Consider the following 25594-nt stretch of genomic DNA (forward strand, 5'->3'; position numbering starts at 1 on the left):
GATATTTCACCGCCCCCCTCGATACACACACCATGCCCCGACGAAGTGTCCTGTTTTCCCCCGGCGACCGCCCCGAACTCCTGCGGAAAGCCCCCGGCGCGGGCGCGGACGTGCTCGTGTTCGACCTCGAAGACGCCGTCTCGCCCGACAGGAAAGCCGAGGCCCGGGAGACCGTCGCCGCGGTCCTCTCGGACCCCGAGTTCGACCCGGACGCCGAGGTCGCGGTGCGCGTCAATCCCGGCGACGCCGGCCGCGACGACATCGCCGCCGTCTGCGCCGAACACCCGCCTGACACGCTCGTCGTCCCGAAGGCGACGAGCGCCAACGACGTGACGAGCGTCGCCGTCGCGGCCCGCGAGGGCGGCGCTGACTGCCCCGTCATCGCCATCGTCGAGAGCGCGGCGGGCGTCCTCGCCGCCCCCGAAATCGCGGCCGCGCCCGACACCGCCGCGGTCGTCTTCGGGGCGGAGGATTTCGCCGCCGACGTGGGCGCGACCCGGAGCGACGACGGGACCGAGGTGCTCTACGCCCGCGAGCGCGTCGTCGTCGCGGCCGCGGCCGCCGGCGTCGACGCCATCGACACGCTCCACGTCGACTATCGGGACGAGGCGGGACTCCGCGAGGACGCCGCGTTCGGCCGGCGACTCGGCTACGACGGGAAGCTCGCCATCCACCCCGCGCAGGTGCCCGTCATCAACGGAGCGTTCTCGCCCGACGACGAGGACGTCGCGTGGGCGAAGAAGGTGCTCCGCGCCCGCGACGAGGCCGCAGAGGAGGGCCGGGGCGTCTTCGGCGTCGACGGCGAGATGATAGACGCCCCGCTCGTCAAGCAGGCCGAGAACATTCTCGACCGCGCCGGCGAGTCGTACTGAGCGCTCCCGAACCGGCGCGAGACCGACCCGGCGCGATGCCGACTCGGCCGGACGCCCGACGACTGTCACCTTTTATCGATGAGTATGTGTCTCAATACTGTGGTATGCTAAAATCCCCGCTACGCTTAACCGGATGCCCGGAGCGTATTAGGGCATGGCACAAGAGGCGAATCCCTTCGAGAGTCTACAGGAGCAAATCGACGACGCGGCCGCCTACCTCGACGTGCGAGACGACGTTATCGAGCGGCTGAAGAACCCCGAGCGAGTCCTCGAAACGAACCTCGCCGTCGAGATGGACGACGGCGACGTGGAGCTGTTTCGCGCCTACCGGTCGCAGTTCAACGGCGACCGCGGCCCGTACAAAGGCGGGATTCGCTACCACCCGAACGTCAGCCGAGACGAGGTGAAGGCGCTGTCCGGCTGGATGGTGTACAAGTGCGCCGTCGTGGACATCCCCTACGGCGGCGGCAAGGGCGGCATCGTCATCGACCCCAAGGCGTACTCCGAGTCCGAGCTCGAACGCATCACCCGGTCGTTCGCCAAGGAACTCCGGCCCCTCATCGGCGAGAGCCGCGACATCCCCGCGCCCGACGTGAACACCGGCCAGCGCGAGATGAACTGGATTAAGGACACCTACGAGACGCTCGAAAACACCACCGCGCCGGGCGTCATCACCGGGAAGGCGCTCTCGAACGGCGGGAGCGAGGGCCGCGTCGAGGCGACCGGGCGCTCGACGATGCTCACCGCCCGCGAGGCGTTCGACTACCTCGGCCGCGACATCGAGGGCGCGACCGTCGCCGTCCAGGGCTACGGGAACGCCGGCTCCGTCACCGCGAAGCTCATCGAGGACCTCGGCGCGACGGTCGTCGCCGTCTCCGACTCCTCCGGCGGCGTCTACGACCCCGACGGCCTCGACACCCGCGCGGTCAAGGGGTTCAAAAACGAGACGGGCACCGTCTCCGACTACGAGGGGACGGAGGCAATCACCAACGAGGAGCTTCTCACCCTCGACGTGGACCTGCTCGTCCCCGCCGCGCTGGAGAACGCCATCGACGGCGAACTCGCCCACGACGTGAACGCGGACGTGGTCGTCGAGGCCGCGAACGGCCCGCTCACGCCCGACGCCGACGACGTGCTCACCGAGCGCGAGGTCCACGTCTTCCCCGACATCCTCGCCAACGCCGGCGGCGTCACCGTCTCGTACTTCGAGTGGGTCCAGAACCGCCAGCGGTTCTACTGGACCGAACAGCGCGTCAACGACGAACTGGAGCGCGTCATCGTCGACGCCTTCGAGGAACTCGTCGACGCCTACGAGACCCACGACCTGCCGAACTTCCGCACCGCGGCCTACGTCGTCGCCATCCGACGCGTCGTCGACTCCTACGACTCCGCCGGCAACTGGCCGTAGGGTCGAGGTCAGTCGTCGCCTCGGCGGTTTCGTCGTGCCGTCTCGGCGGTCTCGTCTGCCGCCTCGTCGCCTCGCTTTTCGACCGTTTCGCCCGCCGTGCCGCGTCCGCCGCAGTCGCCGACGCCGGCGATTCTGTGCATGGTGGTGAATATCACTCGGAGCGGCCGATGCCGGGGGATTCAAGTCGGTGTAGGTCGCGTCATTCATCGATGCGTCAGGACCACCTCATCTCCGCGTCGCACCTCTCGCGGGAGGACATCGAGGCGGTGCTCGACCGCGCGGCCGACATCGACGCCGACCCGGCCGCGTTCCGGCAACGACACGCCGGAAAGGTTCTCGGGCTCTGTTTCTTCGAGCCGAGCACGCGAACCCGGATGAGCTTCGACTCCGCGATGAAACGCCTCGGCGGCCAGACCGTCGATATGGGCCCGGTCGAGTCGTCGTCGGTCAAGAAGGGCGAGACGCTCGCCGACACCGTCCGCGTGGTCGAGGGCTACGCGGACGCGCTCGTGCTCCGCCACCCGAGCGAGGGCGCGGCCACGATGGCCGCCGAGTTCGTCGACGTGCCGCTCGTCAACGCGGGCGACGGCGCGGGCCAACACCCGAGTCAGACCCTGTTGGACCTCTACACCATCCGGGAGAACGCCGGCCTCGACGACCTCACCATCGGCATCATGGGCGACCTGAAGTACGGCCGGACGGTCCACTCGCTGGCCGAGGCGCTGACGAACTTCGACGCCAGCCAGCACTTCATCAGCCCCGAGAGCCTGCGGCTCCCCCGGAACGTCCGCTACGACCTCCACGCCTCGGGCGCGCAGGTCAGAGAACACACCGAACTCGACGAGGTGCTCCCCGAACTCGACGTGCTTTACGTGACGCGCATCCAGCGCGAGCGCTTCCCCGACGAAAACGAGTACCGCAAGGTCGCGGGACAGTACCAAATCGACTCGGAGACGCTGGACGCGGCGTCCGACGACCTCACAATCATGCACCCGCTCCCCCGCGTGGACGAGATTTCGCCCGATATCGACGACACCGACCACGCGACGTACTTCGAACAGGCTCACAACGGCATCCCGGTCCGGATGGCGCTTCTGGACATCCTCCTCTCCCAAGACCGATGACAGACGACCACCAACTCCGCGTCTCGAAGATTCGAAACGGCACCGTCATCGACCACGTCGCCGCGGGGCAGGCGCTCAACGTCCTCGCCATCCTCGGCATCGACGGCACCAGCGGGGAGGCGGTCTCGGTCGGGATGAACGTCCCCTCCGACCGCCTCGGCCGCAAGGACATCGTGAAGGTCGAAGGCCGCGAACTGAGCCAGTCCGAGGTGGACGTGCTGTCGCTCATCGCGCCCGCCGCGAGCATCAACATCGTCCGCGACTACGACGTGGTCGAGAAGAACCGGGTCGTCCGCCCCGACGCCGTCGCGAGCATCATCTCGTGTCCGAACAGAAACTGCATCTCCAACGCCGACGAGCCCATCCAGTCCCGCTTTACGGTCCTCTCGGACGGCGTGCGCTGTGACTACTGCGAGACCATCGTCCGCGAGGACGAAGTCGCGGCCAACCTCGACGTTAACTGACCGTTTTAGGAGTCGTCCGACCCCCTTTTTCCCGCGGCGCTCGCCGGACAGCGGTGGTCCTCGTCGGCGAACTCGACGCCGTCGAACTCGAATCTCGCGCCGCCTGTCGAAGCCGAACCGAGGGAGACGGTCCAGCCGTGGGCCTCCGCCAGCGACCGGACGATGTCGAGGCCGAAGCCCGTCCCCTCGGCCGAGGTGGTGAAGCCGCGTTCGAACACCCGCGCGACGTCGGCGGCGGCGATGCCGGAACCGTCGTCTTCGACCGCGACCGTCCCCTCGGAGGGCGACGCGGTGACGCGGACGGTCAGCGGCGAGGACCGGCCGCCCGCGGAACCGTGTTCCACGGAATTCCGAAACAGGTTCTCGAACAGCCGCTGGAGCCGGCCGGGGTCGGCGTGGACCGTCGCGGACGACTCGACGACGAGCGCCGCGTCGCCCGTCTCGACCGTGTCCCACGCCCGGCGGGCGACCGCCTCGACGGAGACGGGCGTGAACTCGATGACCGTGGTCCCGCGGCGGGCCGCGGTCAACACGTCGGTGACGATGTCGTCGATTCGGGTCAGCGAGGTCGCGACCCGTTCGAGGTTCTCGGAGTCGTTTACCTGTCGTTCGAGGTCGAGAAAGCCGATTGCGACCGAAAGCGGGTTTCGGAGGTCGTGCGAGAGCACCCGCGCGAACTCGCCGAGCCGCTCGTTTTGCCGTGCGAGTCGCTCCTCGTGTTGCCGCCGAGTCGTGATGTCGCGGCCGACGCCGCAGAAGCCGACGAGCTCCCCGTCGGGTCCCGAGAGCCGGCGGCCGGTGAGTTGGAACAACAGCGCGCCGTCGTCGGTCGGCAAGCGCGCTTCGACGACGGTCGTCCCCGTTCGAATCACCTCCTCGACGGCGCGTTTGACCGCCGGGCGGTCGGCCTCGTGGAAGAACGCGTCGGCCGACATCCCGGTGAGTTCGGCGGCCGACATCCCGGTGAGCTCCGTGAGCCGCTCGTTCCACGAGACGAGTTTCCCCTCGCGGTCGTAGACGTAGAACACGTCGTCGAGCGCGTCGAGCGCGTCCTCGATGAACCAACTCGCGTCGGCCGGGGTCGCCCCCCGGTCGAACGCGTCGATGGCGACCCGCGCCTTGTGGTGTTCGCAGGCGAGCCGCCGGACGCGCGAACCGAGCGCGTCGTCAGAGGGCGCGTCGGCGGGGGCGTCGGTGCCATCGCCGCCGCTGTCGTCGCCGTCGTCGCCGCCGTCGCGCTCGGCCCGCCGCAGGACCGCCGCACGGTCGAGGTAGGCGTCGATACCCAAATCGACCAGTTCCGTCACGGCGTGGTCGGCGTCGTCGGTCGCGAGGAAGACCACCGGGAGGTCGTCGTCGGTCGCGCGAACCTCGCGGAGCAGGGCGACGCCGTCGCCGTCGGGGAACGCCGCGCCGAGGACGAGACAGTCGTACGCGTCGCCGTCGAGGGCGCGGCGGGCGGCGGCGAGCGTCGCCGCCGAGTCGACGACGGCGGGCGAGACCGCCCGCTGGACGGCGCGGAAAATCGCGCGGTCGCCGTCGGCGGAAAGGACGCGAATCGAGGAGTCGAGTGGCATCGGGCGGAAGGGAACGAACTGAACGACAGACAGGATGGTCTCAGATAATATAACGTTTCTGTGAGTTCTCACGAAAAATGAACCGCAGTAGAGCGCGAGTGTCCGGTTTCCAGTCACCTGCGCGCGCTCCCCCGGTGTCGTAATCACTTAGTGCGGTGCGGTCGAAGTTCTCGGTATGTCCAAGAAGGCCAAACTGGTCCTGGTACTGGCGCTCGTCGCGGTCCTCTACACCGTGTTCTCCGGTAGCGGAGAGACCGTCGAAGTCGAAATCGAAGAGTAACCACGTTCTCGGCGCTCGGTCGACTCCGACCGAGTCTGCCCGACTCTCGACCGTCCAGCGGCCGCGCCGGGGAGCGAGCCGCACGCCCGAGAGCGAACGACTTACCCGACGCCCGCGCGAAGGCGGTGCCATGTACGGGGTCGTCACGCGCAACGAAGAGGAAGTCGACTGGCCGGAGTTCGACCGCGGGTTCTACGAGGTCAAAGACGTGACCGGCCGGGCGGCCGAACCGCTGTCGAACGCCGTCAACATGATTTCGTGTTTCGGCGACAACGCCGCCGCCAACGAGAGCCCCGAACTGGTCCCCGTCGACGGCGAGGGGAACCCGGCGACGCGCGACCGCACGTACTTCGACTGGGCGTACATCTGCCCGACGAACGAGAAGTACCGCGCCGGCCTGCTCGAAATCGTCGAAGACGCCGCCGCGGCCAACGGCGACGTGCGCCTCGACGACGTGGGCTTCCCCCGCGACGAGTACTGCCGGTGTGAGCGGTGTACCTCGCAGTTCGAGGCGTGGGCCGCCGACCGCGACCGCGACGCCGACGACGAGGACGCGTGGTTCGAGTGGCGCGCCGAGGTCATCACCGACTTCGTCGCCGACGCCGCCGAGCGCGTCCCCGGCCGCCTGTATCTCACGCTGTATCCCGACCCCTACCCGGGCCACCTCTACCGCCGCGCCGGCCTCGACATCGAGGCGCTCTCGGAGTACGTCGACGAGTTCGTCGTCCCGCTGTACGACACCCACTACGGGACGACCTACTGGCTCGAAACCATCGCCCGCGGCTTCGTCTCGCTTCTGGAGCCGTACGACGCCGACTTCTCGCTCGAACTGTACGCCGTGAACGTGGACGTGGACGACCTCATCCACGCCATCGAGGTCGCAGACGAGTACGCCAAAGACGTGCTGTTCGGCTACGACGCGAGCAACGCCGCCGCGACGCTCCGCCGGATGACCGCCGACGGCTCGCGCGGAAAGACCTACCACCCCGACGACGCGACCCGCTGAGCGCGGGGCTCATCGGCGAGGCGACCGCCCCGGAACCGACCTCAGAACGCGCCGGCGAGGTAGCCGATGACGACGATGCCGAGGAGGAAGACGAGCGTCGCGAACGCGAACAGGGCGAACATCAGTCGCCGCTGTCCGCTCGTCGGTTGTGCCATGGACGTTCTCCGGACCGCATCCACTTATGATAGTCGGCGCTCCGGACGGTTCCGTTCGGGCGGTATCCCCCGACGCTTCAGTCGAGGTCTTCGATGGGCTCTGCGTTCCCGAAGTACGGGTCGGGGCCGTCGCCGGGGGCGGCCCACTCGACGGCGTTGTCGAGGACGGTCCGAACCTCCGCCTGCTCGTAGATTGGGTAGGTCTCGTGGCCCGGCCGGAAGTAGAAGACGCGGCCCTTGCCGCGGGTGTAACAACAGCCCGAGCGGAACACCTCGCCGCCCTCGAACCACGACGTGAACACGAGTTCGTCCGGCGCGGGGATGTCGAACCGCTCGCCGTACATCTCGGCGCGGGGGACCTCGAACGACTCGGGAAGCCCGTCGGCGATGGGGTGACCCGGCTCGACGACCCAGACGCGCTCTTTCTCGCCCGACTCGCGCCACTTCAGCGAGCAGGTCGTCCCCATCAGGCGCTTGAACGGCTTGGAGTAGTGCCCCGAGTGGAGCACGAGAAGCCCCATCCCGTCGCGGACGCGGTCGACCACGCGGTCCACGATGTCGTCGTCCACCTCGTCGTGAGCCTTGTGGCCCCACCACGCCAGCACGTCGGTGTCGTCGAGGACCGACTCGGTGAGCCCGTGTTCGGGTTCGTCCAGCGTGGCGGTCTGCACGTCGTAGCCGGCCTCGCGGAGTCCCTCGGCAATCGTCGCGTGGATGCCGTCGGGGTAGACTTCGGCGACCTCGTCGTCTTCCTTCTCGTGTCGGTACTCGTTCCAGACGGTGACGGTGACCATACTCCCGGCGTCGCCGGGCGGCGACAAGTATGCACCGAACGCGGGGTCGGTGGCGGTCGCCCGACTGCCCGGCTACGTCCCTTCGAACTCCGGCTCGCGGCGACTCACGAACGACTCCAGCCCCTCGGCGTGGTCGTCGGTGTCGAGTATGACCGCCTGCGCCGACGCCTCGTGTTCGATGGCCGCTTCGATGGAGTCGTCGGGGCGGCGGAGCAGGCGCTTGGAGGCGGTGAGCGCCTTCGTCGGGCCGCCGGCGATGCGCTCCGTGAGGGCGGCGAGGTCGGCTTCGAACTCGTCCTCGCCCGCGACGCGGTTCACGACGCCGAGTTCGAGCGCCCGCTCGGGACCGAGTTCCTCGCCGGTGTAGACGAGTTCCATGGCGACGTTGCGCCCGACGAGTCGGAGAAGGAGGTACGACACCCCCGAATCGACCGCGAGGCCGACCCGGCGGAAGCCGAAGCTGACGAAGGCGTCTTCGCGGAGGAGTTGGAGGTCGCAGGCGATGGCGAGCGCGCCGCCCGCGCCCACGGCCGGGCCGTCGATGGCCGCGACCGTCGGCAGGTCGCACTCGTAGACGCGGCGCACGGCGTCGGCGGTGTCGCGGACGACGTGGTCGACCGCCTCGGGGAGCGTCATCGCGTCGGCCTGTAGCTCACTCATGGCGTTCACGTCGCCGCCGGCGCAGAACGCGCCCGCCTCGTCGCTCCCGCGGAGGACGACACAGCGCGCCGCGTCGGGGAGCGAGTCCAGCGCCTCGCGAACGCCGGCGGTGACTTCGACCGTCAGCGCGTTCCGAACCGCCGGGGCGTCCAGCGTCACCGTCGCCACGCCGCCGTCGAGCGCGAGCCGTACCGCGTCGGAGTCGAGTTCGACCTCGGTCATCTCCCGGGACGACGTGCAGAATCGTGAAAAACATTTGGACCGTGGGGAGTTGCGGCGGCGGATTCAGGGGAACACCGCGTCCACGTCGATGCCGAGTCCGGGGGCGTCGGGGACGCGCATCCGGCCGTCGCGCACGGGTGCCGGGTCGGCCGCGAGGTCGGAATCGAGGAGCGACGCGGTCGCCAGCCCGTGCGCCCGGTCGCCGGGAAGCGACGCCGCGACGTGGAGCGCGCCGAGCCGGGCGACGACGGCGTCGATGGTGGTCGTGACGACGACGTCCACGCCGGCGTCGCGGGCGCGGGCGGCGAGGTCTCGGACGCGGTCCGGGCCGCCGAGCGCCATCGGCTTGCAGACGAGCACGTCCGCCGCGTTCGAGGCGATGGCCCGCTCCGCCGGGACCGCCGAAAGCGACTCGTCGAGCGCGATGGGCGTGTCGTGGAGCCGTCGGAGCACGGCGTGGCCGTCGAGTTCGTCGGCGGGAAGCGGCTGTTCGAGGTAGTCGAGGTCGAGGGCCAGTTCCTCGACCGAGTCGAGAAAGCGGTCGGCGGTCCAGCGGTCCCACGCGGCGTTCGCGTCGGCCCGGAGCGCCACGTCGGGACCGACCGCCTCGCGGACCGCCCGCAGGCGCGCCGCGTCGTCGGTCGGGTCCCGCGCGCCCACCTTCAGTTTGAGGCAGTCGTACCCCGACGCGACGGCGGCTTCGGCGGCCTCGACGGTCGCCCCGGGGCCGTCGTCGCCGAGGGTCGCGTTCACCGGAAGCGAGGTGTGGGGGTCGGTGTCTAGGGCCGCGGCGAGCGGCCGGCCGGCGGCGCGAGCGCGGGCGTCGGCGACCGCGAGCGAGACGGCGTGTCTCGCGGCGGGGGCGTCAGCGAGCGCCCCGTCTTCGAGCGCGGACTCGGGGTCGGCGTCACCGGTGGCGTCGTCTTCGGCGAGACCGGCGAGCGCGTCGCGGCAGTCGGCGAGCGACTCGGTCCAGCCCGGAAGCGGGGTCGCCTCGCCGACGCCGGTCTCGCCCGCGACGTCGACCGCGACGAGGAACCCCTCGCGGCGCTCGATGTCGCCCGCGGCGGTCGAAAGCGGCGTTCGGAGGTCGACGGCGAACTCGCGGACGCGCATCGTCACGCGAGGACGAGGCCGACCGAAAAGAGGACGGCGTAGAGCGCGAGGAGTTTGCCCGTGTCTTCGAGCGCGGGGTTGAGCTTCTCGCCTCTCGTCTCGGTCACGACGGTCCGCGCGATTCGGGCCGCGACGGGCATCGAGAACACCGGCAACAGGACGTACCAGTCGAAGCCGGCGCGGGTCCAGAGGTAGACGGGGACGGCGTAGGCGAGCGCGAGCATGGCGAGGTACTCGGCGCGGGCGAAGCCGTAGCCGAACCGGACCGCGAGCGTCCGCTTGCCCGTGGTCGCGTCTTCCTCCTTGTCGCGGACGTTGTTCACGACGAGGATGTTCGTGGAGATGGCCGCCATCGGGAGGCTGGCGAGGACGGCGACGAGCGTGACGGTTCCCTCCGGAATCCCGACTGGAAGCGGGGCGGCGAGGACGCTCGCGGCCTGCACGTAGAACGTGCCGACGACGGCGACGAGGCCGAAGAAGACGAAGACGAACAGGTCGCCCAGACCGTGGTAGCCGAGGGGGTACGGGCCGCCGGTGTAGGCGATGCCCGAGGCGACCGAAAGCAGGCCGATGACGAGGATGGGCACGCCGCCGACGTAGACGAGGTAGGTGCCGAGGAGGACGGCGGCGGCGAAGGTGAGGTACATCGCCCGCTTGACCTCGGACGGGGGGATGAGTCCGCCCGCGGTGACGCGGGTGAAGCCCTCGCGGGCCTCGGTGTCCGCGCCCTGCACCGCGTCGTAGTAGTCGTTGGCGAAGTTGGTCCCGACTTGGATGAGGAGCGCGCCCACGAGCGCCGCGAGCGCGGGGAGCGGGGCGAACAGGTCGGCGTGGACGGCCACCGCGGTGCCGACGACGACCGGCGCGGCGGCCGCCGGAAGCGTCTGCGGCCGCGACGCCATCACCCACGCCCGCCTGCGAGAGATGTCCTGCGTGCTCATTGTCTGCATACGAGTGCCGGAGCAGTGAGTAAGTTCCTATCCGAAAGCGCGCGACCCCGAGGCGATGAGTGGGAGAACACGGTGGCCCGGCGGTCGCGCCGCCCCTGACGAGGCGGGTTCTCCCCGGCGTCGGCGACGACGTGGTCATCGCCGTCGGCGACGCGGGGATGGTGATTCCTCGCTACTCGGGGCCGGCGCCGGAGTCGGAGCCGGATTCAGAGTCGGCGGCGACGCCGAGGCGGGCGGCGAGTCGCTCGCGACCCTTCTCGGCTCGGGTTTCGACCGTCTCGTCTGAGACGTACATCTCGCGCTGGCGCTCCACGTCGGCCTCGCGGAGTTCGCTGAGTCGCTCTTCCGAGAGGTCGCAGTCGTCGGGAACGCGGCTGTCGAACCGCTCTCGCCAGTCGTCGCGGGCGGCCGCCTCGTCGGCGAGTTCCGCCTCGGGGCGCAACCAGTCCCAGTGGCGCGCGAGGTCCTCGGGATACCCCCGTTCGAGGCGGTGGTCGGTGATGACCGACCGCCCGACTCGCGCGCCCTGTCCGGCCGACATGATGGCCTGCACGTTGACCTCGCTCACCGGCGCGGCGACGTACAGCCCGTCGATTGACGTGCGCCCCTCGATGTCGGCGTAGTCGCGGTCGAACTTCGTCCGCGTCTCGCCGTCGTGCTCGTAGGTGACGAACATCTCGTCGTCGCCGAGCGGTTCGAGGAAGTCGCCGCCGTAGCGGGCGGCCGAAACGACCCGCCTCGCGGTGACGGTCTCGCCGCTTTGCGTCGTGACCGCGAAGCCGGGGCCGGCGGGAGCCGCGTCGTCGGTGTCCGCCGTCTCGGTCCCGGCCGCGTCGCCTCCGGCGAGTTCGACCGCTTCGACGAGGTCCGGAACGAGGTCACAGCCGGCCGCCTCGACGTGGTCGTGGATGAGCCCGTAGAACGTCTCGATGTCGACGCCGCCGGGGAAGCCGAGGTAGTTCTCCAGATAGGCACAGCGCTGGAGCGACGACCGGCCGCGGTCGAAGACGACGGTGTCGAGGCCGTACCGGCCGGTGAAGACGCCCGCCGAACAGCCCGTCGGCCCGCCGCCGACGATGGCCACGTCGTAGTCGAACGCCGCGGCGTCCGCCATCTCAGAACTCCCCGTTGACGATGTCCGCGACGCGCTGGCGGTCGAACAGTTCGGCGTCGCCGGTCACTTCGCCGAACTCCTCGGGGTACATCTGCTTCGCGGCGCGTTCGGTCAGGAACAGGTTGTGAATCGGCCCCTGATTGAGGTAGCCGCCGCGGTAGACCCGGCCGTTCTGGACGGCCGTCAGCTCGCCGCCGACGGGGTGGTCCTCCATGTACGCGAGGACGGTGTCGCGGAACTCCGCGGCCGTCTTGCGCTCGTGGCCGCGAACGAGAATCACGTCGGGGTCGACTTCGAGGAGGTTCTCGTAGTCGAGTTCGCCGCGGTTGGTCGTGCTGAGGTTCTCGATGTCGGTTCCGGTGAGCGCGTCGGTGACGCCGAGGTCGTTCCACTGCTTTTTGCTCGTGCCCTTGTCGTTGAGGCGGTACGGCGAGAACGTCTCCGGTTCGGTCGTCCCCTCGTAGGTGAGAAACACGTTCGGGCGCTCGTCCGCCGGCGGCAGTCGCGACTGTATCTCCGCGATGAACTCGTCGTGGAGCGCCGCGAACGCCTCGTAGCGGTCCTCGCGCTGGAACACCTGCGCGACCTTCTCGAACGCCTCGTAGAGCGTGTAGTAGCGGTAGTCGTGCCAGCCGTCGGACCGGCGGAAGATGAGGTTGCCGACGAACGGGGCGACGTTCTCCGCGATTTCGTCCACGTCCTCCTGGTCCCAGTCGAACCAGTTGATGAGCATGTTCGGGTCGTAGAGGTGGACGTCGTTGTCGAGTTCGTAGAACTCCTCTTTCGTCCTGACCTCGGGGTACGCCTCGATTTGCTCGCGGTCGACGCTCACGCCGGGAAGCTCGTCGTAGACGTAGGTGTAGTACCGGCCCGCGCCGCCGACGCCGGTCACCCCGTCGCCGACGCCGAGCGCGACGGCCATGTCCGCGTAGCCGCCGTCGTAGGCGGCCCACGACTCGGGAACCGAGTCGAACGTGACCTCGCCCATCGGCTCCATCGTCACCGAGTACGAGGCGTCGGCCTCGGTGGTCTCGGCCTCCGATTCAGTCTCGGTCGCGGCGGCCGCTTCGGTCGTCGTCTCGGCCGCGGCTGTCGTCTCGTCGCTTCCCGACGAGTCCGACGTACAGCCGGCGAGCATCCCGGCCCCGAGCGCCGTGCCGCCGTACCGAATGTAGTTGCGTCGCGTGAGTCCCTCGTTCCCGGTGGAGTTCTCGTCCATAGGATTTAGGCTACCCTAAACACACAAGAGCGTTCCTATTTTTCGGCGTGCCTAAATCATGGCGAGGTGACGCGTTTCGGCGTCAGTTCAGTAGTGCCACGGGTAGTCGCGGAAGCGCGGTTCGCGCTTTTCGAGGAAGGCGTCGCGGCCCTCCTGTGCCTCCTCGCTCATGTAGGCGAGTCGGGTCGCCTCGCCGGCGAACACCTGTTGGCCGACCATGCCGTCGTCGGTCATGTTGAACGCGTACTTGAGCATGCGCATGGCCGTCGGCGACTTCTTCGTCATCTCGTCGGCCCACTCCAGCGCCACGTCCTCTAACTCCTCGTGGGGAATCGCCTCGTTCGCCATCCCCATGTCGACCGCCTCCTCCGCGGAGTAGGTCTTGCCCATGAAGAACACCTCGCGGGCCTTCTTCTGGCCGACCTGCTTGGCGAGGTACGCCGAGCCGAAGCCGCCGTCGAAGGAGGCCACGTCGGGGTCGGTCTGGAGGAACTTCGCGTGCTCCTCGGAGGCGAGCGTCATGTCGCAGACGACGTGCAGGGAGTGGCCGCCGCCGACGGCCCACCCCGGCACGACGGCGACGACGGGCTTGGGCATGAATCGGATGAGCCGCTGGACTTCGAGGATGTGCAGGCGACCGGCCTTCGCCTCGCGGACGAGCGGGTCGTCGGAGGCGTCGGCCTCGTCGTCGTCGCGGTACTCGTAGCCCGAGCCGCCGCGGACCGACTGGTCGCCGCCGGAGCAGAACGCCCAGCCGCCGTCCTTCTCGGAGGGGCCGTTGCCGGTGAGCAGGACGCACCCGACGTTCGCGCGCTTTCTGGCGTCGTCGAGCGCGGCGTAGAGTTCGTCCACGGTTCCGGGTCGGAAGGCGTTGCGGACCTCGGGGCGGTCGAACGCGATGCGGACCGCCGGCACGTCGACGGCGCGGTGGTAGGTGATGTCGTCGAACTCGTCGGACCCCGGGACGGGCTCCCAGCGGTCGGGGTCGAAAATCTCCGAGACCATACCGAGAGGCGGCGCGGGCGGCGCAAAAAGATTCGCTTGCGGCGGCGGTTCGGGGGGCGGCCCGCCGCCCCACCGCTCCCCCGGCCCGGAAATATTTGTCAGTTCGCGAACGACTCCCGCGTATGTCGGCCGCGACCACCCTCCTCGTCAGACTCGTCCACCTCGTCGGAATGGCGCTCGTCTTCGGCGGCGCGGCGTTCGCGTGGGCGACGCTCAGCGCCGCCGGTCCCGGACGCGCGGACGCCGGCGGCTCGACCGCCTCTCTCGGCGAACCAGCCGCGCTCGCAGTCACGTACGAGTGGGTCTTCTGGGCGACGATGGGCGCGATGGTCGTCACCGGCGTCGGCAACCTCGGCGCGCTCGGCCCGCCCGGACCGTCCGGGCGCTGGGGGTCGATACTGACCGCGAAACTCCTCGCAGTGACCGCGTTCGTCCTCGGGTCGTTCGTCCGGACGCTCGTCGTGTTCCGGCTCCGGCGGGGCGACTCGACTGGTTCGGGGCGCTCGCTCCTTGCGAAGGGCTACGGCGCGACCGCCGCCGCGCTCCTCGTGCTCGTCGCGCTCGCGGAGGTGCTGGCGCATGGCTGAGACCGCCGCCGGCCGCGCCGGGGAGCGGGGCCGCGTCGAGGCGTGGGTCGTCTCGTCGTTCAACCTCGTCGTCCTGAGCCTCGTCGGACTCCTCGCCGCGCACGCGAGCGGGGCGCTCGAAGGCGAACTCGCCGGGTTCGGGACGCTCCCCGGCGTCGCCGTCTTCGCGTATCTGTGGCTCCTCACCGCGGCCGCGAGCCGGTGGGCGCTGGCGGACGGCGGGCTGGCCGGCCTGCGGAACGGCCTCCGCGGACTGTGGCGACTCGTCCTCCGGGGGTTCGCGGCGGGCGCGCTCATCGGGGGAGCGTTCCTCCTCGGCGTCGTCCTCGTCGGCGCGGTTCTGAACGGGGCACCGCTCCTTTCGCTGGCGCTCATCGCGCTCATCGGCGTCGCGGCCGCGGGCGTCGTCGGGGGCGTCATCGGCGGCCTGTCGGTCCTCCTCGACGCCGGCTGTTACTGGGCGGCCGGCCGGCTCGTCGGGCGGTGGACGGAGTCGGGCGCCTCGGACGACGCTTCTCACGCGGAGTACTAGTCTCGAAGCGGCCCGCGGGGGCTCGTCAGCCACGACGCCAGCCCGACGAGTATCGCGCCCGCGATGCCGACGAGGAAGGCGGTCGCCCCGGCCACGGAGCCGTAGGCGACGAGTCCGGTCCCGACAAAGGCGGTGGCGAGCGACCGACGGCGACCCATCGACTCGGGGTAGCCGACGGCCTTGAACCGCGCGAGCCCCCACACGGCCACCGCGACGAGCGGCGCGAGGCCGAGGCCCATGAGGGGGCGCTGGACGACGAACCAGAGGACGGGAAACGCGACCGCGACCGCGACGAGCGCGAGCGTTCCGCGGCGGCCGAGCGCCGGGGGATAGCCGCGCTCGGCGAGGTCCGAGAGAAGCACCACGCCGAAGACGACGGTCGCACTGGCGAGAACCCCGGCGAGCGGTTCGTAGGCGATGACGGCCGCGTACGCGAACACGAGGACGCCGAGAAAGCCGGCGACGGCGTAGACACTGCCGCGATACTGGCGGAAGTGCGTGGAGGACATACCGCCACGATGCGGAGCGCGGGAGAAAAGTCAGTCGGTCGACTTGTTCTGACAGTTGGTCAGTCGGTCAGTCGGACAGTCGCTCGACGACGCGTTCGGCGACGCGCTCGCGCACCCGGTGCGAGGACTCGGCGTCGGTGCGGACCTCGATGACGTCGGTGCCGTCGGTGGCGACCGACTCGGCGTAGGCGTCGCGGAAGTCGTCCGCGTCGACCGACGCGAACGAGAGGTCGTAGAGGTCCTCAGTAGCCGCGAAGTCGAGGCCGTGGGGCGTCTTGAACTGGTCGGTGAACGGCGGTTCGTACTCCTCGATGGGGAGCATGTGGAAGATGCCGCCGCCGTCGTTGTTGACGAGGACGATTGTCGCGTCCACGCCGAGGCGACCGAGCGCGAGCAGGCCGTTCATGTCGTGGTAGTACGCGAGGTCGCCGGTCAGGAGCGTCAGGTGGTCGGTGGCCGCGGAGCCGGCTCCGAGCGCCGAGGAGACGACGCCGTCGATGCCGGACGCGCCGCGGTTGCCGAGGACCGTCCGGGACTTCGTCGAGGGGCGCGCGAAGCGGTCGAGGTCGCGGACGGGCATGGAGTTCGAGACGAAAAGCGTCGACGGCTCGGGCGCGAGGTCGGCCACGTCGGCCGCGAGTCGGCCCTCGAAGGCGTCGGTCTCGTCGTCGACGAGGCTCCAGTAGGCGTCTTCCGCGTCGGTCCACAGCGCGTTCCACGACTCGTCCGGGCGGTTGCGAACGAGTTGCGAGAGCCGCCACGCGAGCACCGAGGGCTCGGCCTCCACGAGGTCGGTCGCGCCGAACTCGGCCTCGCGCCAGCGGCCCGTCGGGTCGACGAGGTACTGCCGGGCGTCGGTGCGCGCGAGGTACTTTCGGAGCGCCTTCGAGGTCGGCGACGCGCCGATGCGGACGACGACCTCCGGGTCGGGCCAGTCGGCGGTGACGCGCTCGTCGAGATAGGCGTCGTAGCCGCCGAGGACGGTCGTCGTCCGGGTGTGGCCGCCGAAGCGGAGCCCCGAAAGCGGGTCGGCGACGACCGGGAAGCCGGTCGCGTGGGCGAACGCGGCGACGGCCTCGGCGTTGAATCCCGGCGGGTCGGCGGGGCCGGCGACGATGAGCCCCCGGTCGACCGCGAGGTCGTCGGCCAGCTTTCGGAGGTGGTCCTCGGAGAGCTCCGGCGCGCCCGCGGTCGTCTTGACGTAGGGTCGGCTTCCGCTTCGGCCGTCGAGCGCCTCGGAGTCGAGGTCGGCGGGCACGTCGCCCTCGACGTGCGTCGGTTCGAGCGGCTTTCTGAAGGGGAAGTTGAGGTGGACGGGGCCGGCGTCGACGCCGGTCGCCTCGGAGACGGCGCGGGCGGCGGTGGTTCGGAGGCTTCGCAGTTTCCTGTCTGTGGCCTCCGGTTCGGGCATGTCCTTGTACCAGCGGACGGCGTCGCCGTAGAGCTTCTCCTGGTCGACGGTCTGGTTGGCCCCGCTGTCGCGGAGTTCCGGCGGGCGGTCGGCCGTGAGGACGAGCATCGGCACGCGGGCCTGCGACGCCTCGATGACCGCGGGGTGGAAGTTGGCCGCGGCGGTGCCCGAGGTGCAGACGATGGGCGTCACCTCGCCCGTGCGCCGGGCGCGGCCGAGCGCGAAGTAGGCCGCCGAGCGCTCGTCGAGGTGCGAGAACGTCTCGATGTCGTCGTGGCGGTCGAACGCCTCCGTGAGGGGCGTCGAGCGACTGCCGGGTGCGATGCACACCGCGTCGATGCCGGTGCGTGCCAGTTCGTCGGCGAAGGTCCGTGCCCAGAGGGCGTTTCGGTTCGGTGCTGTCATCTCGTCTGGGTCGTCGTCAAATCGAGTCGAATCGAATCGGTTCGAATCGGAGGCGGTCGTCGGCTCCGGTGCCGGTCGTCGCTCCCGAACTCAGTCGTCGCGTTCGAGTTCGTCGAGGATGGGTCGGTACTTCAGTTGCACCTCGTCCCACTCGGCGTCGGGGTCCGAGTCGGCGACGAGGCCGACGCCCGCGAACAGCGTCGCCAGCGTCTCCTCGACGATTGCCGAGCGGAGGGCGACCGCGAAACTGCCGTCGCCGTCGGCGTCGAACCAGCCGACCGGCGCGGCGTACCAGCCGCGGTCGAACGGCTCGGTGTCTCGAATCACGTCGAGAGCGGCCGCCGGCGGGAGGCCGCCGACAGCGGGCGTCGGGTGGAGCGCGTCCACGAGCGAGAGGACGTGCTCGTCGCGTTCGAGCGTCGCGTCGATTGGCGTCCAGAGGTGCTGGACGGTCGCGAGCTTACGAATCCCGCGGTCGCCGACTCGAATCTCGGCCGACAGGGGCGCGAGCTGTTCCCGAATCGTCTCCGCGACGAGCTCGTGTTCGTGGTTGTCCTTCTCGCTTCCGAGCAGTTCGTTCGCCAGCCACTCGTCTTCGTCGTCGGTGTCGCCGCGGCCGGTCGTCCCGGCGAGCGCGCCGGTCTCGACCTCGCGGCCGCGGAGCGAGACGAGTCGCTCGGGCGTCGCGCCGAGGAAGCTCGCCCCGCCGTTCGGCTCGACGAGGAAGCGGTGGCAGTCGGGGTACGTCTCCCCGAGGCGGGCGAGCAGGTCGGGCGCGGCGGCGGGGCGGTCGAGTTCGACTTCGAGCGCCTGCGCGAGGACGACCTTCCGGAGGTCGCCGGCGCGGATGCGCGAGACCGCGGCGTCGACGCTCTCGTGCCACGCCTCGACCGAGGTCGTCCGGTGGCGGTCCGAGACGCCCGGCGGTCCCTCGGGGGGCGCGTCGTCGAGCGATTCGAGCGTCTCCCGGAGGTCGTCGAGGCGGTCGCCGACGGTCTCGCTGTCGGCCTCGTCGTCGACGGCGGTGACCGTGAGCCACGCGTCGTCGCCGTCGAAGACGACCTGCGCCTCGGGGACGACGAAGCGCGCGGCCGGGAAGTCGGCCCACGGGTCGCGGCCGGTCGCCTCCTCGTGGAAGGCGAGGCCGCCGAAGAATCGCGGGCGGGCGGCGTCGGGGGCGTCCACGTCAGCGCCGTCGAACAGCGCGGTGGCCGCCCGGCGGACGCGCGCGAGTCGCTCGGGACCGTCTGCCTCGACGGCCACGGCGACGCCGCCGCCGACGACTGTTGGCTCGTCGGGGGCGGTCCACAGCGCCCGCGGGCGGCGCATCGCCGCGAGCGACGCCGAGACGGGGGGCGCAGACAGTCGAACCGACCTGCTGACGAGGTGGGTCCCCACCTCGTCGGTCCGCAACGGTTCCATCGACCGTGGCTCAGGACCGGGGACGCTTGAAACTCTCCCTTCTGTCCCGCACCCCGGTCGGGCGACCCGGTCGAACGTCCACATCTGTCCACCGAACGACAACGCTGGTGGCTCGGACGCGAAGCGACCGCCGAGAACGCTGGAGACGTGGCTCCGCTGGACCGGAAACTCAGCTCAGCTGTAGCGCTCTTCGTTCCACGGGTTCGCCGTGTTCGAGTAGCCGCGTTTCTCCCAGTAGCCGCGTTCGGGTTCGGTGAGGAACTCGACGCCGGAAACCCACTTCGCGCCCTTGTAGGCGTACTTGTGCGGGGTGACGACCCGGAGGGGGCCGCCGTGGTCGGCGGGGAGGACCTCGCCGTCGTAGCCCCAGACGAACATGACCTCGTCGCGCATGCACTGGTCGAGGGGCAGGTTCGTCGTGTAGCCGTCCATGGCGTGGAACATCACGTGGACCGCGTCGTCGTCGACGCCGACCGCGTCGGCGAGCGCCGGGAACGTGACGCCCTCGAACTCGCAGTCGAACTTGCTCCAGCCGGTGACGCAGTGGAAGTCCTGTACCTGCGTCTCGGAGGGGAGGTCGCGGAACTCGTCGAACGAGAGGTCGAGTTCGGTGTCGACCGCGCCCCACGCCTCGAACGACCACGTCTCGGGGTCCCACGAGGGCGTGCCGCTCTTGGAGAGGACGGGAAAGCGCTGGGTCTCGCGTTGGCCCGGCGGGAGTCGGTCGCCGCCGAACTCCTCGTAGAGGTGGGTCACGTCGTTGGCCATGCTCGAAGCTTCGGCCCGACGCACCTATCACTAACGACTCCGGACACCCGCCCGCGACCGGGAAACGGACCGCACTAACCGAAGGTAAACGGCGGTTCGCGTTCGCCCGAACGACCTTCGGAAAACCCGATTATTCCCCCGGTAGAGTTATATACGGCCCTTCCAAAGCGACGGACGTTCAGATGCCCAAAGTAGAGATTACCGTGCCGGAACACCTGGAGATGCAGATCGTCCAACTCGTCGAGCAGGGGGAGTTCGTCAACCGCGACGAGGCCATCGAGGACCTGCTGTCGACCGGTATCCGCGCGTACAAGACCAGCGGTCCGATGTCCGACGAGGACCGCGCGTACGAAGACGACGGAATGATGGGCCACGAAGACGAGTACGTCTTCTGAGCCGAGTGACAGAATCCCCCAATAACTCTTAAACCGCCTTCGCTCCTACCCAACGCTCATGCACAAGGACGAACTGCTGGAGCTTCACGAACAGATGGTTATCATCAAGGACCACTTCTCGGCCCGCGAGCACGTCGATTCGAGCCTGTTCGACCCCTACGACGAGCTCGCCGTCGAGCCCTCCCACGTCCACAAATCGAAGAGCGAGCACAAACACGCCGTGTTCGTGCTCGGCAACGCCCTCGCGACCGCGATGAGCGACGACGAGTTCTCCAGCGCGGGCCGCGTCGGCAAGCGCATGGAGGAGTTGGCCGACGACGCCGAAGGCAAAATCTGAGCGGCCGTCGACCGCAACGACTCCAGCGACCGCCCGCCAGCCGCGGAGTCGTCGCTGGCGGTGGCGCGCGTGTCGGTCGCTAGCAGTTCTCAAGCAGTTCTCCGCGGGTTTCTTTACCACCCGTTCGCACGACACAGGTAGCTAATGCTAGAGATTCCGGGCTGGATACCGTTCCAGCGGCTCGCCGCGCTCCTCGCGCTCCTCGCGGCCGCCGTCGCGCTCGCCGTCGTCGACAGACCGAGTCGGCTCTCGGCGGCGCTCCGGCGACGCTTCCTGTTCGGCCTCCCGCTCGGAACGCTCGTCAGCGCCGGCGGCGTCCTCCTCGTCTACCTCGTGGTTCAGGACGGCTGGTCGTCGTGGTACCGACCCATCGTCATCCCGTTCCGGGCGTGGTCGTACTTCTATCCGACCGGGATGCTGACCGCCGCGTTCGCCCACTCCAGTCCCGGCCACCTCGTCGGCAACCTCGTCGGCACGCTCACCCTTGCCCCCGTCGCGGAGTACGCGTGGAGCCACTATCCGACGCGCCGGGGGTCCACCTCGTTCGGGTCGGCCCGCGAGAACCCCTACGTCCGGTCGCTCGTCGTCTTCCCCGCGGTCGTCTTCGGCGTGGGGCTCCTGACGGCCGTCTTCGCGCTCGGCCCGGTCGTCGGCTTCTCGGGCGTCGTGTTCGCGTTCGCGGGCTTTGCGCTCGTCTTCCGCCCGCTCGCGACCGTGTTGGCGTTCGTCTCCGGGCGCGTCGTCAGCCTGTTTTACAACGCGATGCTGTCGCCCGAAGTCGTCTCGTCGGCCCGTCCCGCCTTCTCGACGCCGTGGTGGTCCCAAATCGCCATTCAGGGCCACGCCATCGGCTTCCTGTTCGGCGTCCTCCTCGGCGTGTGGCTCAGTCACCGCCGCGAGGGGTCGCCCCCGCCCGCGCTCCGCAGTTTCGCCGGCGTCCTCCTGTTTGCCGTCAGCGAGTCGCTGTGGGCGGTGTACTGGTACCGCGGGGGCGATACCTACGTGCTGTTTCGCGCCGTCGGCTTCGCGCTCGTCGTCGCGCTCGCGACCATCGTCGCGCTGACGGTCGCGGCCTCCGACAAGCCGCTCCGGGCGTACGCGCCCGACACCTCCATATTTTCGGCCCGCCGCTGGCAGGCCGGGGCCGCCGTGCTCCTCGTCGTCGTCGCGGCGCTGTCGGGGCCGGCGATGCTGTACAACACGTTCACCGCGAGCGGCGACGACTTGCCGGGCGAGAGCGTCACGGTCAGGGACTACGAGGTGACCTACGCCGAGGACGTGCCGAACGGGCTGACCGCCGTCTTCGACGTCGAACTGTTCGGCGAGTCGACGACGACCAACACCTCGGGGGTCATCGTCAAAAGCGAGCGGCGCGGCATCTGGACGACCGCCGTCTCGACGAACCGGCTGGCGTTCGACGGCGAATCCGCGGTCAGACTCGGCGGTCTCGGCTGGCGCGACCGGGTGACGGCGGTCCGCGACGGCTACGTCGTCACCGGCGCGGGAACCGCCTACCGGGTGTTCCTCGTCGCTGACGGCGAGGCGCGACTGGCGTACGACACCGGCCCGGTCCGGGCCGAACCCGTCGTCGCCCGGCGGAACGTCTCGGTCGTGCCGACGGCGACGGGCTACGACGTGCAGGTGTCGTCCGACAGCGGGACCGTCAGGGGGCCGATGCCGACCGAGAACACGACGACGACGCTCGACGGGATTCGGTTCGTCCGCGAGAACTCCCTCGTGTTCGCCGAGTCGCGCGGGACGAGAGTCCGCGTCGCGCGAGCAGAGACGTACAATTAGCGTGGGTTAGGGGTCGGCGCGCGCGGTGACGGTACCGGCGGGACGACCGCCGCGGCTCCCGGTCTGTGCGACGGCGCGGTCACGGCCGCCTCACCACTCGATGCGGAACACTTCGGCGTCGAGCTGTCGGCGGTCCTCGTCGTGGAAGTCGAACTGGCGGTCGAGGTCGAACGTCGCCCGGAAGGCGTCGGTGAGGTCGCCGCCGGCGTCGGCGACGAACGACTCGACGAACTCCTTGCTTCCCTCGTTGTGGACCGAGTAGGACACGTCGGCGACCGACGCGACCGATTCGAGGAAGGCGCGGTCGGCGTGTTCGTTGCCCCGTTGCGCGCCGAACGGGGGGTTCATGAGCACCGTGACCTGCCGGTCGTCCGAGAGACAGAGCGGCAGGCGGGTCGCGTCGGCGCGAATCCAGTCGATGGGGGCGCTCGCGCCGACCCGGCGGGCGTTATCCGTCGCGGTGGCGAGCGCGTCGTCGTCGAGTTCGACGCCGACGACGCGGGCGGGCGAGCGGAGCGCCGCGCCCAGCCCGAGCATGCCGGTGCCGGAGCCCAAATCGAGGACCGTCGCGCCCTCGATGTCGCCGCGGAGGTCCGCGAGGTGGACGAGATGCGCGGCGAGGTCCGGCGGCGTCGGGTACTGTTCGAGCGAGACCTTCGGGTTCTCGAAGCCGGCGACCACCGCCAACTGCGCCTCCAGCGCGGCCTTGGTTGCCATCAGCCGTCGATGGAACCTCGAAGCTCAAAAGCGACGCCCTCGCGCCGGGCGCGCTCGCCGAGGGCCGCGATCGCCGACTCGGCGTCGTCGGGGCGACAGCACTCCGCGACGTCGACGGCGACCCGACCGACGCCGAGGAACGCGGCGGCGCGGACGTACTCGCGGAGGCGCTCGGACTCCGACTGCACCGCGAGGGGGGCGTCCTCGTCGAAGCGGGCTTCGACGGTGAGTTCGGCCGGGAGGTAGCCCTCCTCGGCGAGTCCGGCCTTCAGGTCGCGGAGGTGCGAGGGCGCGGTCGACTCCAGCCGCGACGCGTCGAGGATGACGGGAGTCAGGTCGGCGGGGCGGCCGGCGGTGACGGCGGCTTCGACGGACGAGGATTCCAGCGTGCTCATGTTGCGCACACATTTCCTTTGGTTATGTATATATCTTTGTAAATGCGCAGTAGTAATCTCTTGAGAGCAGATTCGCCGATGGCGCGCGGATATCCTCGCGAACGTGACAACCTAGAGACTAATGTTGACAGGTGTCGTACCACTGTTGGGGGAGCACGCTCCACCCCCATTCCCCTCGACCCTGCGCGAGCGATTCTGTTCGGCTCCACGAGGTTCTGCCCCACTACTGCTACTCGTACGTGTACGCGAGCACTTCGTCGCCGGCGGCGTCCCGAATCGTGACCGTGTCGCCGCCGTTGTTCCACACCGCGCCGCCGCGACCCCAGTACACGTCCTCGTCAGTGTCGGTCCCCGACCCCGTGTGGAGCGTCAGCGACGCGCCGGGGGCGAGGTCGGTCCCCCCGGCGAACGTGTAGGTCGCACCGGCCGCGTCGGAGACGGTCCACCCCGAGAGGTCAACAGTGGCGTCGCCGTCGTTCCGGAGCGTGACGTACTCCTCGTTCAGGTTGTCGTTGTCGTTGCCGGGCGCGTCGGCGACAATCGAGACGGAGAGGCCGTCGTCGGTGGTCGCGTCCGCGCCGCCGGCGGCCGACCCCTCGGTCGCGCAGGACCAGAGGCCGACCCCGCCCTCTCTGGCGTCGCGCTCGGCGCGCTCGTAGCGCTCGCGCTCCTCGAACGAACTCTCGTAGACCCGGGCGTGGCCCTCGGTGATGAGGTCGTAGTTGAACTCCGCGCCGTCGACGACGACGTACGCGAGGAGCCGCCCGTAGTAGCCGCGCTCGCCCGCCTTCTCGTCGTACCGGAGTTCGACGGTTCGGTCGGCGAGCCGGGACTTCGCGTAGGCGCTCGCGTTCTCGCCGGCCGCGCGGAGGCAGGCCCGCCCGGCCTCGGTCTCGGGGACGCCCTCGAACTCGTCGGGCGTGTTCTCGGCGTGGACCTCCGGCGTGTCGACGCCGAGGAGTCGCACCGTCTCGCGCGCGCCGTCCGGCATGACGACCTTGATGGTGTCGCCGTCGACCACCTCGACCACCTCGACTGACACGTCGCCCGCGGCGGCCGCGGTCGTCGGCGACCCCGACTGCGACATCGTCGACGCCGCCGCTGTCGTGGTCGGTTCGACCGTCGTCGTCGCGTCCGCGCCGGCCCCGCCGAGACAGCCCGCGAGGACCGCGAGCGCGACGACAACGAGTGTCGCGGTAGCACGTCTGACCATTCGATTCACCGTTAGTCAGGGAACCGTATAAGTAGGTGCGTCCGAGTTGCCCGAATCCGAACTCGACGAATCGCCAGACAGCGGTCTCTATCATATTTCTGTTACAAAGGTTTAAATTCACGCTCCACCAGAAACCTTTTAATGGAACGTCCGAGCCGGCAGCGTCAGCGAGAGGAGGAGGCAACGGCACAAGAGGACGAGCAAGTCAACTGCCCGGAGTGCGGCTCTGACCAGATCGTCACGGACGCGGACCAGGGGGAGCTGGTGTGTGACGACTGCGGACTCGTCCTCGACGAGCGACAGATCGACCGCGGCCCGGAGTGGCGGGCGTTCAACCACTCCGAGCGCCAGTCGAAATCTCGTGTGGGTGCGCCCATCACCGAAACGATGCACGACCGGGGGCTGACGACGACCATCGACTGGAAGGACAAGGACGCCTACGGCCGCTCGCTTTCGTCCGAGAAACGCTCGCAGATGCACCGCCTCCGCAAGTGGCAAGAGCGCATCCGGACCAAGGACGCCGGCGAGCGCAACCTCCAGTTTGCCCTCAGCGAAATCGACCGCATGGCGTCGGCGCTCGGCGTCCCGCGGTCGGTCCGCGAGGTCGCCTCGGTCATCTATCGCCGCGCGCTCAACGAGGACCTGATTCGCGGCCGCTCCATCGAGGGCGTCGCCACGTCGGCGCTGTACGCCGCGTGTCGTCAGGAAGGCATCCCGCGCTCGCTCGACGAGGTCGCTGAAGTGTCGCGCGTCCCGCAGAAGGAAATCGGCCGCACGTACCGCTACATCTCGCAGGAACTCGGGCTCGAACTCAAGCCCGTCGACCCCAAGCAGTTCGTCCCGCGGTTCGCCTCCGCGCTCGACCTCTCCGAGGAGGTTCAGGCGAAGGCGACCGAAATCATCGACGTGTCCGCCGAGCAGGGCCTGCTGTCGGGGAAGTCGCCGACCGGCTTCGCCGCCGCCGCCATCTACGCCGCGTCGCTTCTCTGCAACGAGAAGAAGACCCAGCGCGAGGTCGCGGACGTGGCGCAGGTGACGGAAGTCACCATCCGAAACCGCTACCAAGAACAGATCGAAGCGATGGGCTTCCGCTGAGCGTCGGCCCGCAGACCCGACCCGCGACCCGGCTCGCCGTCATCG

The 25594-nt window shown here is 69.6% G+C and carries 27 protein-coding genes; 11 read left to right on the top strand and 16 right to left on the bottom strand.

All coding sequences use genetic code 11. The annotated features are described in order from the left end of the window. Nucleotides 1-32: 32 nt before the first annotated feature. Together C438_RS13220 and C438_RS13225 are read left to right on the top strand one after the other, a co-directional pair. Nucleotides 33-872, top strand: a complete 840-nt coding sequence (locus C438_RS13220; protein WP_004969966.1) for an HpcH/HpaI aldolase/citrate lyase family protein — start codon at nucleotides 33-35, stop codon at nucleotides 870-872. A gap of 154 nt (nucleotides 873-1026) precedes the next feature. After that, on the top strand, nucleotides 1027-2280 hold the full coding sequence (locus C438_RS13225) for a Glu/Leu/Phe/Val family dehydrogenase (RefSeq protein WP_004969967.1): 1254 nt from the start codon (nucleotides 1027-1029) through the stop codon (nucleotides 2278-2280). 8 nt (nucleotides 2281-2288) lie between these two features. Here the strand turns inward: C438_RS13225 and C438_RS20105 are convergent, their stop codons facing one another. Continuing rightward, a complete protein-coding gene (locus tag C438_RS20105) occupies nucleotides 2289-2420 on the bottom strand; it encodes a hypothetical protein (protein WP_275039881.1) in 132 nt (43 codons plus the stop codon). A gap of 69 nt (nucleotides 2421-2489) precedes the next feature. Between C438_RS20105 and pyrB the strand changes: the two genes are divergently transcribed. Continuing rightward, nucleotides 2490-3404 carry an aspartate carbamoyltransferase gene (gene pyrB / locus C438_RS13230; protein ID WP_004969968.1) on the top strand — a complete coding sequence of 305 codons (915 nt, stop codon included), beginning with the start codon at nucleotides 2490-2492 and terminating at the stop codon, nucleotides 3402-3404. Next, nucleotides 3401-3868 (top strand): aspartate carbamoyltransferase regulatory subunit, encoded by a 468-nt coding sequence (gene pyrI / locus C438_RS13235; protein WP_004043480.1) that lies wholly within the window; start codon nucleotides 3401-3403, stop codon nucleotides 3866-3868. Before pyrB ends, pyrI begins: the two co-directional genes overlap by 4 nt. A 5-nt stretch (nucleotides 3869-3873) precedes the next feature. Here the strand turns inward: pyrI and C438_RS13240 are convergent, their stop codons facing one another. Beyond that, on the bottom strand, nucleotides 3874-5445 hold the full coding sequence (locus C438_RS13240; RefSeq protein ID WP_004969969.1) for an ATP-binding protein: 1572 nt from the start codon (nucleotides 5443-5445) through the stop codon (nucleotides 3874-3876). 410 nt (nucleotides 5446-5855) lie between these two features. Here C438_RS13240 and C438_RS13245 point away from each other — a divergent pair, with 410 nt between their 5' ends. After that, a complete protein-coding gene (locus tag C438_RS13245) occupies nucleotides 5856-6731 on the top strand; it encodes a hypothetical protein (protein WP_004969970.1) in 876 nt (291 codons plus the stop codon). 232 nt (nucleotides 6732-6963) lie between these two features. Here C438_RS13245 and C438_RS13250 read toward each other — a convergent pair whose 3' ends face one another. The 7 genes from C438_RS13250 to C438_RS13280 all read right to left on the bottom strand — a co-directional run bounded on the left by C438_RS13250 (nucleotide 6964) and on the right by C438_RS13280 (nucleotide 13966). Next, entirely contained in the window at nucleotides 6964-7680 is a 717-nt protein-coding gene (locus C438_RS13250; RefSeq protein ID WP_004969971.1) for a ThuA domain-containing protein, read from the bottom strand. A gap of 72 nt (nucleotides 7681-7752) precedes the next feature. Beyond that, complete coding sequence (locus tag C438_RS13255) at nucleotides 7753-8562, bottom strand: enoyl-CoA hydratase/isomerase family protein (protein WP_004969973.1); 810 nt, start codon at nucleotides 8560-8562, stop codon at nucleotides 7753-7755. Between the two features lie 63 nt (nucleotides 8563-8625). After that, nucleotides 8626-9678, bottom strand: coding sequence for an o-succinylbenzoate synthase (gene menC / locus C438_RS13260; RefSeq protein WP_004969974.1), 1053 nt, complete (start codon nucleotides 9676-9678; stop codon nucleotides 8626-8628). 2 nt (nucleotides 9679-9680) lie between these two features. Next, nucleotides 9681-10619 (bottom strand): 1,4-dihydroxy-2-naphthoate polyprenyltransferase, encoded by a 939-nt coding sequence (locus C438_RS13265; protein WP_049918049.1) that lies wholly within the window; start codon nucleotides 10617-10619, stop codon nucleotides 9681-9683. Between the two features lie 181 nt (nucleotides 10620-10800). After that, a complete protein-coding gene (locus C438_RS13270) occupies nucleotides 10801-11742 on the bottom strand; it encodes an NAD(P)/FAD-dependent oxidoreductase (RefSeq protein ID WP_004969977.1) in 942 nt (313 codons plus the stop codon). Nucleotide 11743: 1 nt separating this feature from the next. Next, entirely contained in the window at nucleotides 11744-12961 is a 1218-nt protein-coding gene (locus C438_RS13275; protein WP_004969979.1) for an ABC transporter substrate-binding protein, read from the bottom strand. 87 nt (nucleotides 12962-13048) lie between these two features. Next, nucleotides 13049-13966: a 1,4-dihydroxy-2-naphthoyl-CoA synthase gene (locus C438_RS13280; RefSeq protein WP_004969980.1), complete on the bottom strand. Its 918-nt coding sequence runs from the start codon at nucleotides 13964-13966 to the stop codon at nucleotides 13049-13051. Nucleotides 13967-14088: 122 nt separating this feature from the next. Between C438_RS13280 and C438_RS13285 the strand changes: the two genes are divergently transcribed. Both C438_RS13285 and C438_RS13290 read left to right on the top strand, forming a co-directional pair. After that, nucleotides 14089-14553, top strand: coding sequence for a hypothetical protein (locus tag C438_RS13285; protein WP_004969981.1), 465 nt, complete (start codon nucleotides 14089-14091; stop codon nucleotides 14551-14553). Beyond that, nucleotides 14546-15085 (top strand): hypothetical protein, encoded by a 540-nt coding sequence (locus tag C438_RS13290; RefSeq protein WP_004969982.1) that lies wholly within the window; start codon nucleotides 14546-14548, stop codon nucleotides 15083-15085. The genes C438_RS13285 and C438_RS13290 overlap by 8 nt, the downstream gene beginning before the upstream one ends. Here the strand turns inward: C438_RS13290 and C438_RS13295 are convergent. The 4 genes from C438_RS13295 to C438_RS13310 form a co-directional block, all read right to left on the bottom strand. Further along, nucleotides 15082-15594, bottom strand: coding sequence for a hypothetical protein (locus C438_RS13295; RefSeq protein WP_004969984.1), 513 nt, complete (start codon nucleotides 15592-15594; stop codon nucleotides 15082-15084). The genes C438_RS13290 and C438_RS13295 overlap by 4 nt on opposite strands. A gap of 67 nt (nucleotides 15595-15661) precedes the next feature. Then, on the bottom strand, nucleotides 15662-17410 hold the full coding sequence (gene menD / locus C438_RS13300) for a 2-succinyl-5-enolpyruvyl-6-hydroxy-3-cyclohexene-1-carboxylic-acid synthase (protein WP_004969986.1): 1749 nt from the start codon (nucleotides 17408-17410) through the stop codon (nucleotides 15662-15664). Between the two features lie 90 nt (nucleotides 17411-17500). Further along, the gene (locus C438_RS13305) at nucleotides 17501-18832 is read right to left on the bottom strand and encodes an isochorismate synthase (protein WP_004969987.1); all 1332 of its coding nucleotides are present in this window, start codon (nucleotides 18830-18832) and stop codon (nucleotides 17501-17503) included. Between the two features lie 174 nt (nucleotides 18833-19006). After that, nucleotides 19007-19600 carry a sulfite oxidase-like oxidoreductase gene (locus C438_RS13310; RefSeq protein ID WP_004969988.1) on the bottom strand — a complete coding sequence of 198 codons (594 nt, stop codon included), beginning with the start codon at nucleotides 19598-19600 and terminating at the stop codon, nucleotides 19007-19009. Nucleotides 19601-19782: 182 nt separating this feature from the next. Here C438_RS13310 and C438_RS13315 point away from each other — a divergent pair, with 182 nt between their 5' ends. The 3 genes from C438_RS13315 to C438_RS13325 all read left to right on the top strand — a co-directional run bounded on the left by C438_RS13315 (nucleotide 19783) and on the right by C438_RS13325 (nucleotide 22129). Beyond that, nucleotides 19783-19995, top strand: coding sequence for a ribbon-helix-helix domain-containing protein (locus tag C438_RS13315; protein ID WP_004043463.1), 213 nt, complete (start codon nucleotides 19783-19785; stop codon nucleotides 19993-19995). A 58-nt stretch (nucleotides 19996-20053) separates the two neighbouring features. Continuing rightward, nucleotides 20054-20332, top strand: a complete 279-nt coding sequence (locus C438_RS13320) for a UPF0058 family protein (protein ID WP_004969989.1) — start codon at nucleotides 20054-20056, stop codon at nucleotides 20330-20332. Nucleotides 20333-20476: 144 nt separating this feature from the next. Then, nucleotides 20477-22129, top strand: a complete 1653-nt coding sequence (locus C438_RS13325) for a rhomboid family intramembrane serine protease (protein ID WP_004969991.1) — start codon at nucleotides 20477-20479, stop codon at nucleotides 22127-22129. A gap of 90 nt (nucleotides 22130-22219) precedes the next feature. On the opposite strand, the gene C438_RS13330 is transcribed toward C438_RS13325, so the two are convergent. The 3 genes from C438_RS13330 to C438_RS13340 form a co-directional block, all read right to left on the bottom strand. Further along, nucleotides 22220-22846, bottom strand: coding sequence for an METTL5 family protein (locus C438_RS13330; protein ID WP_004969992.1), 627 nt, complete (start codon nucleotides 22844-22846; stop codon nucleotides 22220-22222). Next, the gene (locus C438_RS13335) at nucleotides 22846-23241 is read right to left on the bottom strand and encodes a hypothetical protein (protein ID WP_004969993.1); all 396 of its coding nucleotides are present in this window, start codon (nucleotides 23239-23241) and stop codon (nucleotides 22846-22848) included. The genes C438_RS13330 and C438_RS13335 overlap by 1 nt, the downstream gene beginning before the upstream one ends. 229 nt (nucleotides 23242-23470) lie before the next feature. Continuing rightward, on the bottom strand, nucleotides 23471-24454 hold the full coding sequence (locus C438_RS13340; protein WP_004969995.1) for a lamin tail domain-containing protein: 984 nt from the start codon (nucleotides 24452-24454) through the stop codon (nucleotides 23471-23473). A 141-nt stretch (nucleotides 24455-24595) separates the two neighbouring features. Here C438_RS13340 and C438_RS13345 point away from each other — a divergent pair, with 141 nt between their 5' ends. Then, nucleotides 24596-25549, top strand: a complete 954-nt coding sequence (locus tag C438_RS13345) for a transcription initiation factor IIB (RefSeq protein ID WP_004043457.1) — start codon at nucleotides 24596-24598, stop codon at nucleotides 25547-25549. Nucleotides 25550-25594 lie beyond the last annotated feature (45 nt).

Origin of the sequence: Haloferax denitrificans ATCC 35960 (assembly GCF_000337795.1) — an archaeon.
Lineage (GTDB): Archaea > Halobacteriota > Halobacteria > Halobacteriales > Haloferacaceae > Haloferax > Haloferax denitrificans.

What these genes read in the sequence shown, in the direction of transcription:
- C438_RS13220 (WP_004969966.1), top strand. Translation starts at nt 33, where the DNA reads ATGCCCCGACGAAGTGTCCTGTTTTCCCCCGGCGACCGCCCCGAACTC.
- C438_RS13225 (WP_004969967.1), top strand. Translation starts at nt 1,027, where the DNA reads ATGGCACAAGAGGCGAATCCCTTCGAGAGTCTACAGGAGCAAATCGAC.
- C438_RS20105 (WP_275039881.1), bottom strand. Translation starts at nt 2,420, where the DNA reads ATGCACAGAATCGCCGGCGTCGGCGACTGCGGCGGACGCGGCACGGCG.
- pyrB (WP_004969968.1), top strand. Translation starts at nt 2,490, where the DNA reads ATGCGTCAGGACCACCTCATCTCCGCGTCGCACCTCTCGCGGGAGGAC.
- pyrI (WP_004043480.1), top strand. Translation starts at nt 3,401, where the DNA reads ATGACAGACGACCACCAACTCCGCGTCTCGAAGATTCGAAACGGCACC.
- C438_RS13240 (WP_004969969.1), bottom strand. Translation starts at nt 5,445, where the DNA reads ATGCCACTCGACTCCTCGATTCGCGTCCTTTCCGCCGACGGCGACCGC.
- C438_RS13245 (WP_004969970.1), top strand. Translation starts at nt 5,856, where the DNA reads ATGTACGGGGTCGTCACGCGCAACGAAGAGGAAGTCGACTGGCCGGAG.
- C438_RS13250 (WP_004969971.1), bottom strand. Translation starts at nt 7,680, where the DNA reads ATGGTCACCGTCACCGTCTGGAACGAGTACCGACACGAGAAGGAAGAC.
- C438_RS13255 (WP_004969973.1), bottom strand. Translation starts at nt 8,562, where the DNA reads ATGACCGAGGTCGAACTCGACTCCGACGCGGTACGGCTCGCGCTCGAC.
- menC (WP_004969974.1), bottom strand. Translation starts at nt 9,678, where the DNA reads ATGCGCGTCCGCGAGTTCGCCGTCGACCTCCGAACGCCGCTTTCGACC.
- C438_RS13265 (WP_049918049.1), bottom strand. Translation starts at nt 10,619, where the DNA reads ATGAGCACGCAGGACATCTCTCGCAGGCGGGCGTGGGTGATGGCGTCG.
- C438_RS13270 (WP_004969977.1), bottom strand. Translation starts at nt 11,742, where the DNA reads ATGGCGGACGCCGCGGCGTTCGACTACGACGTGGCCATCGTCGGCGGC.
- C438_RS13275 (WP_004969979.1), bottom strand. Translation starts at nt 12,961, where the DNA reads ATGGACGAGAACTCCACCGGGAACGAGGGACTCACGCGACGCAACTAC.
- C438_RS13280 (WP_004969980.1), bottom strand. Translation starts at nt 13,966, where the DNA reads ATGGTCTCGGAGATTTTCGACCCCGACCGCTGGGAGCCCGTCCCGGGG.
- C438_RS13285 (WP_004969981.1), top strand. Translation starts at nt 14,089, where the DNA reads ATGTCGGCCGCGACCACCCTCCTCGTCAGACTCGTCCACCTCGTCGGA.
- C438_RS13290 (WP_004969982.1), top strand. Translation starts at nt 14,546, where the DNA reads ATGGCTGAGACCGCCGCCGGCCGCGCCGGGGAGCGGGGCCGCGTCGAG.
- C438_RS13295 (WP_004969984.1), bottom strand. Translation starts at nt 15,594, where the DNA reads ATGTCCTCCACGCACTTCCGCCAGTATCGCGGCAGTGTCTACGCCGTC.
- menD (WP_004969986.1), bottom strand. Translation starts at nt 17,410, where the DNA reads ATGACAGCACCGAACCGAAACGCCCTCTGGGCACGGACCTTCGCCGAC.
- C438_RS13305 (WP_004969987.1), bottom strand. Translation starts at nt 18,832, where the DNA reads ATGGAACCGTTGCGGACCGACGAGGTGGGGACCCACCTCGTCAGCAGG.
- C438_RS13310 (WP_004969988.1), bottom strand. Translation starts at nt 19,600, where the DNA reads ATGGCCAACGACGTGACCCACCTCTACGAGGAGTTCGGCGGCGACCGA.
- C438_RS13315 (WP_004043463.1), top strand. Translation starts at nt 19,783, where the DNA reads ATGCCCAAAGTAGAGATTACCGTGCCGGAACACCTGGAGATGCAGATC.
- C438_RS13320 (WP_004969989.1), top strand. Translation starts at nt 20,054, where the DNA reads ATGCACAAGGACGAACTGCTGGAGCTTCACGAACAGATGGTTATCATC.
- C438_RS13325 (WP_004969991.1), top strand. Translation starts at nt 20,477, where the DNA reads ATGCTAGAGATTCCGGGCTGGATACCGTTCCAGCGGCTCGCCGCGCTC.
- C438_RS13330 (WP_004969992.1), bottom strand. Translation starts at nt 22,846, where the DNA reads ATGGCAACCAAGGCCGCGCTGGAGGCGCAGTTGGCGGTGGTCGCCGGC.
- C438_RS13335 (WP_004969993.1), bottom strand. Translation starts at nt 23,241, where the DNA reads ATGAGCACGCTGGAATCCTCGTCCGTCGAAGCCGCCGTCACCGCCGGC.
- C438_RS13340 (WP_004969995.1), bottom strand. Translation starts at nt 24,454, where the DNA reads ATGGTCAGACGTGCTACCGCGACACTCGTTGTCGTCGCGCTCGCGGTC.
- C438_RS13345 (WP_004043457.1), top strand. Translation starts at nt 24,596, where the DNA reads ATGGAACGTCCGAGCCGGCAGCGTCAGCGAGAGGAGGAGGCAACGGCA.